The 14,552-nt window shown below is 69.4% G+C and carries 15 protein-coding genes; 10 read left to right on the top strand and 5 right to left on the bottom strand.

The features are described 5' to 3' along the window. Positions 1-7 precede the first annotated feature (7 nt). Positions 8-637, bottom strand: a complete 630-nt coding sequence (locus ACNAYW_RS14535; RefSeq protein ID WP_415850394.1) for a LysE family translocator — start codon at positions 635-637, stop codon at positions 8-10. Between the two features lie 26 nt (positions 638-663). Further along, positions 664-1,401 (bottom strand): SDR family NAD(P)-dependent oxidoreductase, encoded by a 738-nt coding sequence (locus ACNAYW_RS14530; protein ID WP_415850393.1) that lies wholly within the window; start codon positions 1,399-1,401, stop codon positions 664-666. Positions 1,402-1,449: 48 nt separating this feature from the next. On the opposite strand from ACNAYW_RS14530, the gene ACNAYW_RS14525 reads away from it, so the two are divergent. Further along, complete coding sequence (locus tag ACNAYW_RS14525) at positions 1,450-1,962, top strand: MarR family winged helix-turn-helix transcriptional regulator (RefSeq protein WP_415850392.1); 513 nt, start codon at positions 1,450-1,452, stop codon at positions 1,960-1,962. 45 nt (positions 1,963-2,007) lie between these two features. On the opposite strand, the gene ACNAYW_RS14520 is transcribed toward ACNAYW_RS14525, so the two are convergent. Beyond that, complete coding sequence (locus tag ACNAYW_RS14520; RefSeq protein ID WP_415850391.1) at positions 2,008-2,361, bottom strand: Rv2640c family ArsR-like transcriptional regulator; 354 nt, start codon at positions 2,359-2,361, stop codon at positions 2,008-2,010. 146 nt (positions 2,362-2,507) lie between these two features. Here ACNAYW_RS14520 and arsB point away from each other — a divergent pair, with 146 nt between their 5' ends. From arsB to ACNAYW_RS14495, 5 genes are all read left to right on the top strand, one after another. Next, positions 2,508-3,620 (top strand): ACR3 family arsenite efflux transporter, encoded by a 1,113-nt coding sequence (arsB, locus tag ACNAYW_RS14515; RefSeq protein ID WP_415850390.1) that lies wholly within the window; start codon positions 2,508-2,510, stop codon positions 3,618-3,620. Further along, the gene (locus ACNAYW_RS14510; RefSeq protein ID WP_415850389.1) at positions 3,617-4,057 is read left to right on the top strand and encodes an arsenate-mycothiol transferase ArsC; all 441 of its coding nucleotides are present in this window, start codon (positions 3,617-3,619) and stop codon (positions 4,055-4,057) included. Before arsB ends, ACNAYW_RS14510 begins: the two co-directional genes overlap by 4 nt. Before the next feature lie 930 nt (positions 4,058-4,987). Next, entirely contained in the window at positions 4,988-5,476 is a 489-nt protein-coding gene (locus tag ACNAYW_RS14505; RefSeq protein WP_415850388.1) for a hypothetical protein, read from the top strand. Positions 5,477-5,591: 115 nt separating this feature from the next. Then, entirely contained in the window at positions 5,592-7,958 is a 2,367-nt protein-coding gene (locus ACNAYW_RS14500; RefSeq protein WP_415850387.1) for an ATP-binding cassette domain-containing protein, read from the top strand. 41 nt (positions 7,959-7,999) lie between these two features. Beyond that, positions 8,000-8,590 carry a vitamin K epoxide reductase family protein gene (locus ACNAYW_RS14495; protein ID WP_415850386.1) on the top strand — a complete coding sequence of 197 codons (591 nt, stop codon included), beginning with the start codon at positions 8,000-8,002 and terminating at the stop codon, positions 8,588-8,590. A gap of 1 nt (position 8,591) precedes the next feature. Here ACNAYW_RS14495 and ACNAYW_RS14490 read toward each other — a convergent pair whose 3' ends face one another. Next, on the bottom strand, positions 8,592-9,839 hold the full coding sequence (locus ACNAYW_RS14490; protein WP_415850385.1) for a CynX/NimT family MFS transporter: 1,248 nt from the start codon (positions 9,837-9,839) through the stop codon (positions 8,592-8,594). A gap of 84 nt (positions 9,840-9,923) precedes the next feature. Between ACNAYW_RS14490 and ACNAYW_RS14485 the strand changes: the two genes are divergently transcribed. The 4 genes from ACNAYW_RS14485 (at position 9,924) to ACNAYW_RS14470 (ending at position 13,377) form a co-directional block, all read left to right on the top strand. Continuing rightward, complete coding sequence (locus ACNAYW_RS14485; RefSeq protein ID WP_415850384.1) at positions 9,924-10,601, top strand: FadR/GntR family transcriptional regulator; 678 nt, start codon at positions 9,924-9,926, stop codon at positions 10,599-10,601. A 29-nt stretch (positions 10,602-10,630) separates the two neighbouring features. Then, complete coding sequence (locus ACNAYW_RS14480; protein WP_415850383.1) at positions 10,631-11,047, top strand: hypothetical protein; 417 nt, start codon at positions 10,631-10,633, stop codon at positions 11,045-11,047. Between the two features lie 82 nt (positions 11,048-11,129). Further along, complete coding sequence (locus ACNAYW_RS14475) at positions 11,130-11,768, top strand: DUF305 domain-containing protein (protein WP_415850382.1); 639 nt, start codon at positions 11,130-11,132, stop codon at positions 11,766-11,768. Between the two features lie 229 nt (positions 11,769-11,997). Next, positions 11,998-13,377: a hypothetical protein gene (locus tag ACNAYW_RS14470; protein WP_415850381.1), complete on the top strand. Its 1,380-nt coding sequence runs from the start codon at positions 11,998-12,000 to the stop codon at positions 13,375-13,377. Here the strand turns inward: ACNAYW_RS14470 and ACNAYW_RS14465 are convergent. Then, the gene (locus ACNAYW_RS14465) at positions 13,374-14,531 is read right to left on the bottom strand and encodes an iron-containing alcohol dehydrogenase (protein WP_415850380.1); all 1,158 of its coding nucleotides are present in this window, start codon (positions 14,529-14,531) and stop codon (positions 13,374-13,376) included. The genes ACNAYW_RS14470 and ACNAYW_RS14465 overlap by 4 nt on opposite strands. Between the last annotated feature and the right edge of the window lie 21 nt (positions 14,532-14,552).

Here is a 14,552-nt window from a genome sequence, read left to right as displayed (position 1 = left end):
CGCGCGTTCAACTCCTGATGATGCGCACCGCCAATCCGGTGCCGAGGGCGACGAGGACCGTCGAGGCCGTGCGGTCCAGCCAGACGTGGAGCCGGGTGGTCCGAACGGCGCGACGGGCGTGCGCGGCCAGTACCACCACCGTGGGCAACCAGATCAGCGTGGCGGCCAGATGGATGAGCACCAGGACGATCACCCACATCGTCCGGCTCGGCCCCGAAGGCAGGAACTGCGGCATGACGCTGATGAAGGACACGCCGATCTTCGGGTTGAACAGATTCGACGTGAGGCCCATTCGGAGAGTCGCCGCCGGTCGGTCCGGTCGGTCGATCCCGGCCTGCGCGGCGCTGGTGCGGAACGAGCGCCACAGCGCCCGACCTCCGAGCCACAACAGGTACGCCGCTCCCGCGATGCGGATCAGGTCGTACGCCTGCGGTGATGCCGCGACCAGCGCGGTCAGCCCCGCCGCGCCGGCGATGGCCCACAGTAGGCAGCCGAGCGCGATCCCGGCGACACAGGCCAAGCCGGCGCGCGGACCGCGCGCCATCGTGCTGCGCACCACGAGCAGGGTGTCCGCGCCGGGCGTCGCGACCGTCAACGCGGATAGGCCGACCCACGCCCAGAGCGCTGCCGCCGTCATGGTTGGTCGCCCCTCCTTCCGAGTGGTCAGCGTGCGAGTTGGGCGCCACCGTTGACGGGGAGGACCTGCCCGGTGATGTGCCCGGCGCCGGGGCCGGCCAGGAACGCGACGAGCTCGGCCACGTCCTCGGGCCTTCCCGGTCGGCCGGTGGCGGTGCGCCCGACGAGCTTCCGGAGGCGGTCGTCGGTGAGTCCACCGCCGAAGAACTCCGTGTCCACGATCAGCCCGGGTGCCACGACGTTGACGGTGATACCGCGTGACCCGAGGTCGTGTGCCGCGTACGCCGCCCATGCCTCCAGCGCCGCCTTCGCTGCGCCGTAACTGCCTCCGCCTCCGTCGCGTGCGGCGATGGAGCCGAGGGCGATCACCCGGGCGTCGGCGGTGAATCGATCGCGCAGTGCCTCGGTGACCAGCACGGTGGTCACCACGTTGGAGGCGAAGTTGGCATGCCAACCGAACGCGAGGTCGGCCAGGGGATCCGGAAGCGTTCGGCGCCCGAACGCGGTGTTGGCGCCGGCGTTGTTGACCAGCGCATCCACCTGCTCGGGCAGTGCGTCGAGCGCGGCATGAACCTGGTCCGGTTCCGCTGCATCGAAGCACACGGGGTGCGCGCCGATCTCCTCGGCGGTGGCGCGCAGCACGTCCGGGCGCCGGCCGGTCACCCAGACTTCCCAGCCGTTGCGTCGCAACGTGCGCGCGATCGCTTTCCCGATGCCTGTGCCTCCGCCGGTGACCACCGCGTTCCTGTTTAGGGCTAAACTCATGTGATCAGGTTAGAGCATGTTTAGCCCTAAAGACAAGGAGAGGAATCGATGCCGGATATCGCCGGGGAGATCGTGCGGGCGTGGCAGCGGGAGCTCCCCGGCACGCCCACGGACTCCATCGAGATCATCACCCGCATCTGGCGGGCGGGAAAGCTCCTCGACGACGAACGGCGTCGGACACTCGCAGCTCTCGGCATCGACCGAGCGACGATGGATCTGTTGTCGATGCTGCGCCGCGCAGGGGAGCCGTACCGGCTCACTCCCGCCGAGCTCGCAGCCCAGTCGCTGGTCAGCGCCGGCGCGATGACCCAACGGGTCGCGAGGGCCGAAACCGCGGGCCTGGTGAGCGTGCGCAGGAACCCCGCCGGCACGCGCACGATCGATGTGCGGCTGACCGCGGAGGGGCACCGATGGATCGATACCTCGGTGGCGGACCTGCTGACTCACGAGTCAACGCTGGTCGAGCATCTCACCGCCAAGCAGAGAGCTCAGCTGGCCGAGCTTCTCGAGGTCTTCCTACGCGGTCTGCATGCTCATCTGGATGCCCCCGGCGCCCCGTAACGGTCGTTGCTGACGACCGGAAGGCCGACCGGCGGCAGAGTACGGTCAGCAGCAGTTCGGGTCCAACACCCTGCACAGGGCGGTGAGTGCTTCGCGACGCGGGGTGTGGTGCATGCTCATGCCCTGTCGCTCGGACGCGATGAAGCCGGCGGTGCGCAGCTGGCCGAGGTGGTGGCTCACGGTCGACTCGGCGAGACCGACCGCGGCCGCGAGGGAACCCGTGGTGCACGGTTCACCGCAGGTGAACAGCAGTGACAACACCTTCACGCGGACCGGATCTGCGAGAGCTTTGAGGCGCAGTGCCACGTCGAGCGCTGCGGCGTCGTCGGCGGGTGTCGCGGCGACGGGTGCGCAACGGACCGGATCGGTCATGTCGATCATGGGCAGCGCCTTGGGCATGACGTCGATCCTACGGACCGCATTGACATATGTCGAAAAGGTGCCGTAGAACAGACCGTGTCAGCGATTCGACGTGCATCGCACGCCTTGGAGGTCGTCACCATGTCCCAGCTCGCCACGACCGCCGCGTGCGACTGCGGCCCGCAGTGACCACTCCGGCCACGGAACAGCAGGCGAGCGGGAAGCTGTCGACGCTCGATCGGTTCCTCCCCGTGTGGATCGGGTTGGCGATGGCCCTGGGCCTGCTGCTCGGCAGGATGATCCCCGGCATGAACACCGCACTGGAGAAGATCCAGGTCGACGGCATCTCCCTGCCGATCGCGCTCGGGCTGCTGATCATGATGTACCCGGTGCTGGCGAAGGTCCGATACGACCGCCTCGATACCGTCACCGGCGACCGCAAGCTGCTCGTCAGCTCGTTGGCACTGAACTGGATCATCGGCCCCGCGTTGATGTTCGCGCTCGCTTGGCTACTCCTACCGGACCTGCCCGAGTACCGCACCGGCCTGATCATCGTCGGCCTAGCCCGCTGCATCGCGATGGTGATCATCTGGAACGACCTCGCCTGCGGCGACCGCGAGGCCGCCGCCGTGCTCGTCGCGCTGAACTCGGTGTTCCAGGTGATCATGTTCGCCGTCCTCGGCTGGTTCTACCTGTCGATCCTCCCGGGCTGGCTCGGCCTCGAACAGACCACGATCAGCACCTCGCCGTGGCAGATCGCCGAGTCCGTGCTGATCTTCCTCGGCATCCCGCTGCTCGCGGGCTATCTGTCGCGCCGCTGGGGGGAGAGGGCGAAGGGGCGCGACTGGTACGAGGGGGCGTTCCTGCCGCGGATCGGCCCGTGGGCGCTGTACGGACTGCTCTTCACCATCGTCATCCTCTTCGCCCTCCAGGGCGAACAGATAACTTCCCGGCCCTGGGACGTCGCGCGGATCGCGCTGCCTCTGCTGGCGTACTTCGCGATCATGTGGGGCAGTGGATACCTGCTCGGCGCCGCGATGGGCCTCGGCTACCAACGGACCACCACGCTGGCCTTCACCGCCGCGGGGAACAACTTCGAGCTCGCCATCGCCGTCGCGATCGCCACGTACGGCGCCACGTCCGGGCAGGCCCTCGCGGGCGTCGTCGGGCCGTTGATCGAGGTCCCGGTCCTCGTCGCCCTCGTCTACGTCTCCCTGGCGCTGCGCAAGCGGTTCCCTCCTACTCCGTCCTCCACCGCCGCCGCGACTACGGATCCGTCCGGGAGAGTGAACCGATGACCGACAAGCAGGCCCGAGTGCCGACCGTGCTGTTCGTGTGTGTCAAGAACGGGGGCAAGTCGCAGATGGCCGCCGGCCTGATGCGTGACGTCGCCGGCGATGCCGTCGAGGTGCACTCCGCCGGCACCCGACCCGGCGCCGCCATCAATGCCCTCTCGGCCGAGTCCCTCGCCGAGGTGGGAGTCGACATCACCGGCGAGATCCCCACACCGATCGACCCGGAACTGCTTGCCCGCGTGGACCTGGTGGTCACCCTCGGCCGCGAGGCCGTCGTCGACCCGCCTGCGGGCGTCATGCTGGTCAACTGGGACACCGACGAGCCGTCGGAACGGGGCATCGAGGGGATCGAGCGGATGCGGCTCGTCCGTGACGACATCGCCGCTCGCGTCGTCGCGCTGGCTGCGGAGCTCAGCGAGGCGGGGCGGATCCACCCGTAATGTCATAATGTAGATTATCGGTGAAACAGGGTGCTGCGCGAGTCGAGTGCCGGTGAGCGTCTCGCCGGGTTGTCGTCCCGTTCGCCGGCTACCCGTTCCGGTGATCCGCTGTCGCGCTGCCCATCGGCGCGCACCGCTCGCGGCCCGGTGATCTGACCGGCCGCCTGGCGCGCGTTGGTTGGGCACGCTGCTCCTGGCGCTCGCTGTGCGCTCTCGGCGCATCGATCGACGGTCGCACCGGACGCCATCGAGACGGTTCGGCCCGTCCCGGCGGCCTCGGGGCCTCCTTCCTGTTCGGTCGCTCATCCAGTCAGGTGCCATCAATACGTCACTGTGACGTATTCACTCGGTCTGGCGTCACGAAGCGCCATCCGGCTGACTCGCCGCTGGAAACGGCGACGGTACTGAATAGCCGACCGGCGAGTATTGCAATAGCAATGGACTCTCTCCTACTCTTGTGACGCATGATGAACCTCGGGCGAATGGGGAATTCGTTCGTGTGCACAAGGAGGAAAAATGGGCAGGCATAGTCGTGAAGAAGTCGCGGCGGCCCCGAGGGTCGACGTTTCGCTGGAAGACACGGTGCAGTTCAGTCTTCCGGGGCTCGATCTCGCCCGTCCGACCTCCGCTCTGGCCAGTTCCGATACGCGCCAAATGGCCATAGATTCCATTTCGCGCATGATTGATTTAATCGATCTAATCGACAGCGCGCCGGATCCACGCGCCGCCCGCCGGGCCGTGCGCCGCGGATCTCTCGTGAACTTTCGTCAGATCGCCACGGCTGGTAATCGATTCGCGCACGCGGCCGCGACGCGTGTGCTGCATCCCGGCGGTGGTCGGCACCGGTTCACAGGAGAATCCGGCGGCGACACGCGGCCTCCTGCGGAGAACATTAACCATCGGTGGTCGGATAACGCTATTGTTAACACCATGACCAATGAAGACCTCTCCGTCCTCAAGCGCGCCCAAGAACTCGTTCGCAAGCACGATGAGGAGGCCCGTGCCCAGCGAGTCGAGCGTGAAGGCCGGGTGCGCCAGACGGGCTCGCTGATCGCCACCTACAGTGCGGACTGCGCGCTCCGCCTGGCAGAACTGCTGGACTTCTCCGAGAAGGACGGCCCCGTCGACAAGATCACGTGGCAGCTGTCCGCCGCCGGCGAGAAGCTGATCTCCTTCAACCCCGAGGACAACGACCTGATGGTCGACATGCATCGCATGCCGATGCTGGTCACCAACGTCGAGGGCTACACGGTGGGTGTGCAGCACCTGCTGGGCACCGACGTCTACGTCTTCGGCCTCACCGACGGCGAGGACAACTGGAGCGGCTTCGAGGATCTCGAGGGCTTCGGTCGCGCCACCCTCACCCCGGGCAACCGGTACAAGTGGGGCGAGGTCTCGCTCTCCCAGTACAACGACTGACACTCCCCCCTTCCACGAAGTCGAGCGCGCCCACGGGCGTGCTCGACTTCTCTGCTTCCGCGGTAGCGCGCCGGTACCCTGGTGCGGTTGCCGCACGAGGTCATCAGGAGCGTTGATGCCGCAGTCCGTCCCGCACGCCGCCGACAGCCACGAGAGGATCCGCGTCCACGGGGCGCGGGAGAACAATCTCAAGAACGTCAGCATCGAACTGCCCAAACGGCGCCTCACGGTGTTCACGGGCGTCTCCGGATCCGGGAAGAGCTCGCTCGTCTTCGGCACCATCGCGGCGGAGTCCCAGCGCCTGATCAACGAGACGTACAGCGCTTTCGTGCAGGGGTTCATGCCCACGTTGGCGCGTCCCGACGTCGACGTACTCGACGGCCTCACCACCGCGATCATCGTCGGTCAGGAGCGCATGGGATCCGACCCGCGTTCCACCGTCGGCACGGCCACGGACGCCAACGCCATGCTGCGCATCCTGTTCAGCCGGCTCGGCGACCCGCACATCGGCTCGCCGCAGGCGTACTCCTTCAACGTCGCCTCGGTGAGCGGCGCCGGCGCGGTCAAGCACGACAAGGGCGGACGCGAGGTCAAGGAACGGGTCAGCTTCGGCATCACCGGCGGCATGTGCCCGCGCTGCGAGGGCCGGGGCAGCGTGAGCGACATCGACCTCACGGCGCTCTACGACGACACCAAGTCGCTCGACGACGGCCCGTTCACCATCCCGGGCTACAGCATGGACGGCTGGCAGGGCCGCATCTACCGCGGCAGCGGCTTCTTCGACACCTCCAAGCCCATCGCGAAGTACACCAAGCGGGAACTGAACGACCTGCTCTACAAGGAGCCGACCAAGATCAAGGTCGAGGGGATCAACCTCACCTACGAGGGCATCATCCCCAAGATCCAGAAGTCCTTCCTGGCCAAGGACGTCGACGCGATGCAGCCGCACATCCGCGCCTTCGTCGAGCGCGCCGTCGCGTTCAGCGTCTGCCCGGAGTGCGACGGCACCCGCCTGTCGGAACTCGCCCGTTCGTCGAAGATCAACGGCACATCGATCGCGGACTGCTGCGCGATGCAGATCAACGAGCTCGCGGAGTGGATCCGCGCCGTCGACGACCCGTCGGTGGCGCCGCTCATCGAGAGCCTGCAGCAGACCCTGGACTCCTTCGTCGAGATCGGGCTCGGCTACCTCTCCCTGGACCGCCCCGCCGGGACGCTGTCGGGGGGCGAGGCGCAGCGCACCAAGATGATCCGGCACCTCAACAGCTCGCTCACGGACATCACCTACGTCTTCGACGAGCCGACCATCGGGCTGCACCCGCACGACATCGCTCGGATGAACGCCCTCCTCCTGCGCCTGCGGGACAAGGGCAACACCGTCCTCGTCGTCGAGCACAAGCCCGAGGCCATCGCGATCGCCGACCACGTCGTCGACCTCGGCCCGAAGGCCGGAACGGCGGGCGGCGAGATCGTGTTCGAGGGCACGGTCGACGGCCTGCGCGGCGCGGACACGCTGACCGGGCGCCACCTCGACGACCGGGCACGCCTCAAGGCCGGGGTGCGGGCACCGTCGGGCGTGCTGGAGGTACGCGGCGCGACCGAGCACAACCTCCAGCAGGTGGACGTCGACGTGCCGCTCGGCGTGCTCGTCGTGGTCACCGGCGTCGCCGGCTCGGGCAAGAGCTCGCTGATCCACGGCTCGATCAGCCCTCGGGACGGCGTGGTCACCGTCGACCAGACCCCGATCAAGGGCAGCCGGCGCAGCAATCCCGCCACCTACACCGGATTGCTGGACCACATCCGCAAGGCCTTCGCGAAGGCCAACGGCGTCAAGCCCGCCCTGTTCAGCGCGAACTCCGAGGGCGCCTGCCCCGCCTGCAACGGCGCGGGCGTCATCTACACCGACCTCGGCATCATGGCGGGCGTCTCCACCACTTGCGAGGAGTGCGACGGCAAGCGGTTCCAGGCGGCGGTGCTCGAGTACCGCTTCGGCGGGAAGAACATCAGCGAGGTCCTGACGATGCCCGTCGCGGAGGCCCTGGAGTTCTTCGCCGACGGCGAGGCGAAGATCCCGGCCGCGCACAGGATCCTCGGTCACCTCAGCGACGTGGGGCTCGGCTACGTCGGCCTCGGTCAGCCCCTGACGACCCTGTCGGGCGGCGAGCGTCAGCGTCTCAAGCTCGCCACCCACATGGGCGACAAGGGCGGCGTGCTCGTCCTGGACGAGCCCACCACGGGCCTGCACCTGGCCGATGTCGAACAACTCCTCGGGCTGCTCGACCGCCTCGTCGACGGCGGCAAGTCGGTCATCGTCATCGAGCACCACCAGGCGGTGATGGCGCACGGCGACTGGATCATCGACATCGGCCCCGGCGCCGGGCACGACGGTGGCCGGGTCGTCTTCGAGGGGACCCCGTCGGACCTGGTGGCCGCACGCGGCACCCTGACCGGAGAGCACCTCGCCGCGTACGTGGGCGCCTGACGGTGCCGGGGCCCTCAGGTTCGTCGCCTACCATCGCTGACGTGTCCACCATCGAGACGGCCGCGCCCGCCGCCACAGAGAACCGTCGCACCACCGGAATCCTGCTCCTCGTGACCGGCGTGCTGGGGCTGTTGGCCTCGGCGATGCTCACCATCGACAAGATCAAGCTGCTCGAGGACCCGAACTTCGTCCCCGGGTGCAGCCTGGACCCGACGATCTCCTGCGGCTCGGTGATGCAGTCGTGGCAGGGCTCGGTGTTCGGCTTCCCCAACCCGCTGATCGGGATCGCGTCGTTCTCCGTGGTGATCGTCGCCGGCGTGCTCGCGCTCGGGGGCGTCGACCTCCCCCGCTGGTTCTGGATCGGCCTCGCGATCGGCGCCGCCGCCGGGATCGCGCTGGTCGTGTTCCTGATCTACTCGAGCCTGTTCGTGATCCACGCGCTGTGCCTGTGGTGCATGCTCGTCTGGACGATCATGCCGATCGTGCTCGCGACCGCCGTCGCCGCCGCGCTCGGCCCGAAGGCGACGCAGCCCGTCAAACAGGGGCTGGCCGCCGCCGTGCTGCTCTGGTACATCGTCGTGCTCGCCCTGATCGGCGTGCAGTTCTGGGACTACTGGAGCAGCAAGTTCTAGCTCAGTGCCAGGTGTCCTCGAGCATCCGCGGCTTGCACGCCTGGTAAGCGCCGACGCCGAGGATGACGAGGCAGCCGAAGAGCATCGCGAACGGCGCCGCCCATCCGTGCGTCGCCTCGTGCAGCAGGCCGAAGCCCAGCGGGCCGGCGCACGCCGCGAGGTAACCCACGCCCTGCATGAACCCGGACAGGGCGGCGGAGCCGGCGCCCGTGCGGGTGCGCAGGTTCACCAAGGTGAGCGCCATGGGGAAGGTCGTCGGTCCCAGGCCCAGTGCGATCACCCAGACCCAGGTCAGCGTCATCGGCGCGAACAGCAGGCCCAGGAAGCCCGCCACGAAGCAGCCGAGGAACACGATCACCAGCGGGAACGGGTTCTCCATCCGGGTGCACAGGCTGGGCACGATCAACGTCGCCACGAAGCCGACGCCCGAGAACAGCGCGACCATGTTGCCGCCGAGGGCGGCGCTGCCGCCGGAGTCCGAGAGGATCGTCGGGATCCACGTGAACATCGCGTACGTGTTCAGCGAGGTCATGCCGAACATCGCGGCCGCGCCCCAGGCCAGCGGCGAGCGCCAGATGCGGCCCCGTTCCGCCGGCGTCTCGGCCTCCGGCTCCCCCGTCACGTCCTGCACGTCGTGGCCCCGCCGGGCCAGGACGATGCCGAGCCAGGGCAGGAACGCGGCGATCGGGATGAGCGCCCAGATGGCGAGCGAGACCTGCCAGCCGTAGGCGTCCGCGACCGGGACCGCGGCCAGCGCCGGCACCATGGTGCCCAGCTGGACGCAGGTGAGGTACGCGGTGCTGAGCACCGCGACGTTGTCCGAGAAGTACCGCTTGACCAGGGGCGGCAGCACGACGTTGCCGACGCCCATGCCGATCAGCGCCAGGCACGAGAAGAGCAGCAGCCCGAGGGTGCCGCCCATCACGGAGCGCACCCCGATGCCGACCGCCGTCGCGGCGACGGCCACCAGGGTCGTGCGTTCGAGGCCGATCCGGCTCGTCAGCACCGGCGTCACGATGCCTGCCGCGGCGAACATGGCGGTGGGCAGCATGCCGAAGACGCCGATGATCGTGGCCCCGAAGTGCAGGTCCTCGCTGATCCGGGTGAGCAGCGGTGTCAGTGACGTGACGGCGGTCCGCAGGGTGAGCGCGAACAGCACGATCGCCAGCAGTACGAGCAGCCGTCCCTGCTTCACGGATCGCACCATGGTCTGATCGGCCTCCTGCGGCTCGGTCGCGATGCTGGTCATTCGCCCTCCTTACAGTCGACACAAATCATAGGATGAATGGATGTATGACGGCAACACGATTTCCGTGCGGATAGGATGACTGTGATGCAACCCGTACGTAGGCAGACCTTGATCGCGCAGGTCACAGAACAGCTCCGCGGCGAGATCGCCAGTGGGCGATGGCCCGTGGGCGGACGCATACCCACGGAGACCGAGCTCCGCGAGCTCACCGGCACCGCGCGCAACACCGTCCGCGAGGCGGTGCAGGCGTTGGTGCACGCGGGCATGCTGGAGCGGCGCCAGGGCTCCGGCACCTACGTGCTCTCCGCGTGCGCCACCTCCACGCTGGGCGACTACTTCTCCGCCGCGCGCGACACCGATCTGCTCGAACTGCGCGAGGCCCTCGAGGTGACGGCCGCGGGTCTCGCCGCGGAGCGCCGCGACGACGACGACGTCGCCGAGCTGCGTCGCCTCCTGGACGCCCGGAACCGGCTCTGGGCGCCCGAGCAGGTCGAGTCCGGCGCCGAACGGGAGGCCATCGCGGCGGATCTCGCGATGCACCGCGGGGTGGTCGCCGCCAGTCACAACGCGATCTACCTCGAGTTCTACGACTCGCTGGTCCCCGTGTTGCAGGAGCATCTCCAGGAGTTTCCCGTCGGATTCGCCACGTCGTACGAGTGCGCGCACATCGCCGTCATCGACGCCGTGGCCGCCGGCGACGCGTCCGCCGCCCGCGCCGCCGCGCGCGAGCTCCTCGCCGAGGTGCGCCTGCGCGAGCGGTGACCCCTACCCCGTTGGGGTATTATTCGGCCGTGCGGGCGATGCGGAACGGACGGACGGCGGCCACCACGGTCGTCGTCGTGGCGTTCGCCGTCGTCCTCATGCACCTGGGCATGCCGCTCATGGCGATGCCCTCGGCGGCGGGCTCGTCGAGCATGCACCACGGCGCGCCGCCGACAACGGCGCCCGCCGAGACCACGATGGCGCAGGCCGAGCACGGCACGTCCGTCGAGAAGCAGACCGTCGACGCCGTGCACGACCACGAGGCGCACGACTGCGCCGGCACCGTCGTCGTGCACAAGACCGTCGGCGCGCCGCCGCTCGTCGCGGTCCTCCCCCTCGCCGACGGTGCCGCCGACGCCACTCCGGCGGCCCGCGCCGCCCTCGCGCGCGGTCCCCCGCCCTGGACGGTGCTCGACCTCGCCCGGCTCTGCGTTCTCCGAGTCTGATCGACGCCCGCGCGCGGCCACCACGGCCGCGGCGCGCTGAGCCGACCCGTCAGACCGAATCGCACCCGTAAGAGGAACAATCATGAACGTTTCGCGTATCCGCATCGCCGCAGTCCTGTCCGCCGCCGCCGTCGGCGCCTCCCTGCTCGCGGGCTGTACCTCCGGTGACACGAACGAGGCATCGCCGTCGAGCGCGGCCGCCACCAGCGCGGCCGGTCACGCCGGCCACGACATGGGCACGTCGTCGAGCGCTGCGCCGAGCAGCGCCGTCACCGTCCAGTTCAACGACGCCGACGTCGAGTTCGCCACGATGATGTACCCGCACCACGCCCAGGCCGTCGAGATGGCCGAGCTGGTCGCCGGCAAGGGCGCCCGCCCCGAGGTGGTCGAACTCGCCGCCGAGATCCAGGGCGCGCAGCAGCCCGAGATGGACGCCTTCGCCCGGCTCCTCGCGCAGTGGGGCAAGCCCGCCCCGACCGCGTCGATGGAGCACGCGATGGACGGCATGATGACGCCGGCGCAGATGGGGAAGCTCCGCACGCTCCGGGGCGCCGACTTCGACCGCGAGTGGCTCACGATGATGATCGCCCACCACAGGGGCGCGATCACCATGGCCGACACCGAGCTGGCGAAGGGCGTCGACCCGGAGAACAGGAAGCTCGCCGAGCAGATCAAGACCGGCCAGCAGGCCGAGATCGCCCGCATGGAGAAGCTGCTGTAGTCCGTTCGGAGGAATCGCCCGGCCGGTCAGGACGAATCGACCCCGTGTTGCTTCTGCACAGGGCATGATCATCGGACCGATGTGCACCACGTCGGTCACTCGACCGTCCTGGCCGGCCCGGCCGCCCCACGACCGCGATCGAGTACCACGCGTTCCGCCCGGACCGCGTGATGGACGACCGGACCTGCTCCAGCCCCACCACTTCATTGCTTCAAGAAAGCGAGCAACGATGACAACGAGGCATGCCCTCCGCACGCCCCGGCCGATCGCGCTGGCCGCCGCAGGAACGGGACTCGCGGGCGTGCTCGCCCTCACCGGCGGCGGAGCCGAGTTCCTGGCTCAGGTCGCGGCGAAGACGATCATCGTCGTCGGCGGCGCCAGTGACCCGACGGGGAAGGATCAATGGGCCCGGATCAGCGGTGACTACACCGGGCCCGCGCCCGTCTTCGTCCAGTACCCCGCGGTCTTCGGGGTCGGCTTCCCCGGCCTCGCGCTGAGCAGCGACGGCAAGCACACGTACGCCCAGTCCAACGACATCGGCGCTGCGGCCACCGTCGACGCGATCACCGCCGCGAAGGCCGACCCGAGCGAGGAGGTCGTGGTCTACACGATCTCCCAGGGCGCCGACGTCGTCGGCCTCGCGGTCCTGCGTTACGGCAAGGACCATCCGCGCCCGGCCGACGGTTCTGCGAAGCTCACCATCATCGAGCAGGGCAGCCCGAGTTTCGTCCGTTCCGGCGCATGGAACGTCATCCCTGCCGGGATTCCGGGCCTGCACTCGGGACCGGTCCGCAACGACGGCGCGTCCGGGGCGACGGTCGTCAGCATCTGCTTCAAGGGAGACATCGCCTGCGGGATGGGCGCCAACCCCGTCTCGCTCGCCGTCTACCTGATCCCCGGGTTCCTGATGCACGGGGCCGTGTACACCGCCGAGAACATCGGCAGCTACTCCCCGCTCACCGGCGAGCCCTTCACGCCCGGCTCCACGCCGGACAGCCCCGTCGACACCCGCACCGAGACGCGCAACGGTGCCACCGTGACCGTCGAGACCTACGCGGACGGCACCGTCAAGCGGACGTGGACCGAGGACGACACGACGTGGGTCTCGATCGACAAGGGCGAGAATCCGTGGGGCTGGATGCTCCGTCGCGGCGGGCTCGCGGTGCCGAAGGAGTTCGATCAGATCCTCAACGCGCTCGTGCCCGTCCCGGAGCCCGGCGACGTCGGGTTGGTGCCCCGCGTGCCCACGCCCGTCGTCACCACGGCCGATCGTGCGGAGACGCCGTCCGCACGCCATCGCGACGACCGGCCCGACGCCGTCCCGGTCGCGCACCTCCTGACCGAGGACGACGAGGCCGGTCAGGCTCCTCCCGCGGTCGATCCGCCGGCGCAGCAGTCGCCCGCCGGTGCCGCCGTCGAGGTCCCGGCCGTTGTCCCGAGCGATCCCCCGATCGACCCCGCCGATACCGTGCCCGACGAGGCCGAGGTCGGGCCGGAGCAGACGCCCGCGGAGGAGCCCGCCGCCGATCCGGCCGCCCAGGGCGCTGCCGCGGACGAATCGGCATCGGCCCCGACGCCGACGGACGAGCCCGCGAGGGACGCCGCTTAGCCGTACACCTCGTCGTACAGGGCGACGATCTCGACGGCATCGGGCACGCGCGGGTTGTTCCCGGGCGAGCCGGACGCGAGGGCCTGCTCCGCCATGAGCGAGGCGAGCCCGTCCCACCGGGCCTTGTCGATGCCGTACGCCCGGGGCGTGGGCACGGCCAGGTCCGTGCAGAGCTCCTCGATCGCGCCGACGAGGGCCTGCGCGAGGGCCTCGTCGGAGGCGCCGGACAGCCCGTACGCCCGGGCGCAGTCCGCGTAGCGCGACGGTGCCGCGCCCACCGAGAAGCGCATCACCGCGGGCAGCAGCATGGCGTTGGACAGACCGTGCGCGACGTGGAAGTGCGCGCCGATCGGGCGGCTCATGCCGTGCACGAGTGCGACCGAGCTGTTGGAGAAGGCCACGCCGGCCTGCGTCGCGGCGAGCATCATCGCCTCCCGCGCCGCGCGGTCGGCACCGTCGGCGTAGACGGCCCGGATATTCGCCGCGATCGTGGAGATCGCGGTGAGCGCGAAACCGTCGGCGAACGGGTTCGCCTTGCGGCTGACGTACGCCTCGATGGCGTGGGTGAGGGCGTCCACGCCCGTGTCGGCGGTGAGGCGCGCGGGCATCGAGAGGGTGAGCTCGTAGTCCACGATCGCGGCCACCGGGAGGAACGCCGGGCCCGGGCAGAGCATCTTCTCGTCGCTCGCGCTGTCGGTGATGATGCTGAACTGGGTGGCCTCGCTGCCGCTGCCCGCCGTCGTCGGGATCGCGATCACCGGCAGCGCGGGCCCGACGGTGACGGTCGGCGCCTTGTAGTCCCGCATGGTGCCGCCGCCCTCGGCGAGCACCGCGAGGGCCTTGGCCGTATCGAGGGGGCTGCCGCCCCCGAGCCCGATCACGCAGTCGGCCCGGTGATCGCGCACCACGGTCAGGCCGGGCTCGAGCGAGTCGGTCGTGGGATCGGGCACCGTCCGGTCGAAGACGGAGACCTCGCAGCCCGCCTCGGTCAGCGCCGCCACCAGGCGGGCGACCGTGCCCTGGGCCGAGAGGAAGGCGTCCGTCACGACCACCGGCCGGGAGAAGCCGAGGTCCCGGACCAGGCGGCCGGAGTCGGCGAGCGCGCCCCCTCCGACCGCGAGCCGACGGGGAAGTCCTATCTGCGCTGCAGTCATGCCACGAACGTACCTAGACTT

The sequence above is a fragment of the Tsukamurella ocularis genome (genome assembly GCF_965138335.1).
GTDB classification, from domain to species: Bacteria; Actinomycetota; Actinomycetes; order Mycobacteriales; family Mycobacteriaceae; genus Tsukamurella; species Tsukamurella ocularis_A.
Note: the sequence above shows the minus strand (reverse complement) of the source record. Positions and strands in the feature narration are given on the sequence as shown.

What these genes read in the sequence shown, in the direction of transcription:
- ACNAYW_RS14535 (WP_415850394.1), bottom strand. Translation starts at nt 637, where the DNA reads ATGACGGCGGCAGCGCTCTGGGCGTGGGTCGGCCTATCCGCGTTGACG.
- ACNAYW_RS14530 (WP_415850393.1), bottom strand. Translation starts at nt 1,401, where the DNA reads ATGAGTTTAGCCCTAAACAGGAACGCGGTGGTCACCGGCGGAGGCACA.
- ACNAYW_RS14525 (WP_415850392.1), top strand. Translation starts at nt 1,450, where the DNA reads ATGCCGGATATCGCCGGGGAGATCGTGCGGGCGTGGCAGCGGGAGCTC.
- ACNAYW_RS14520 (WP_415850391.1), bottom strand. Translation starts at nt 2,361, where the DNA reads ATGCCCAAGGCGCTGCCCATGATCGACATGACCGATCCGGTCCGTTGC.
- ACNAYW_RS14510 (WP_415850389.1), top strand. Translation starts at nt 3,617, where the DNA reads ATGACCGACAAGCAGGCCCGAGTGCCGACCGTGCTGTTCGTGTGTGTC.
- ACNAYW_RS14505 (WP_415850388.1), top strand. Translation starts at nt 4,988, where the DNA reads ATGACCAATGAAGACCTCTCCGTCCTCAAGCGCGCCCAAGAACTCGTT.
- ACNAYW_RS14500 (WP_415850387.1), top strand. Translation starts at nt 5,592, where the DNA reads ATGCCGCAGTCCGTCCCGCACGCCGCCGACAGCCACGAGAGGATCCGC.
- ACNAYW_RS14490 (WP_415850385.1), bottom strand. Translation starts at nt 9,839, where the DNA reads ATGACCAGCATCGCGACCGAGCCGCAGGAGGCCGATCAGACCATGGTG.
- ACNAYW_RS14485 (WP_415850384.1), top strand. Translation starts at nt 9,924, where the DNA reads ATGCAACCCGTACGTAGGCAGACCTTGATCGCGCAGGTCACAGAACAG.
- ACNAYW_RS14475 (WP_415850382.1), top strand. Translation starts at nt 11,130, where the DNA reads ATGAACGTTTCGCGTATCCGCATCGCCGCAGTCCTGTCCGCCGCCGCC.
- ACNAYW_RS14470 (WP_415850381.1), top strand. Translation starts at nt 11,998, where the DNA reads ATGACAACGAGGCATGCCCTCCGCACGCCCCGGCCGATCGCGCTGGCC.
- ACNAYW_RS14465 (WP_415850380.1), bottom strand. Translation starts at nt 14,531, where the DNA reads ATGACTGCAGCGCAGATAGGACTTCCCCGTCGGCTCGCGGTCGGAGGG.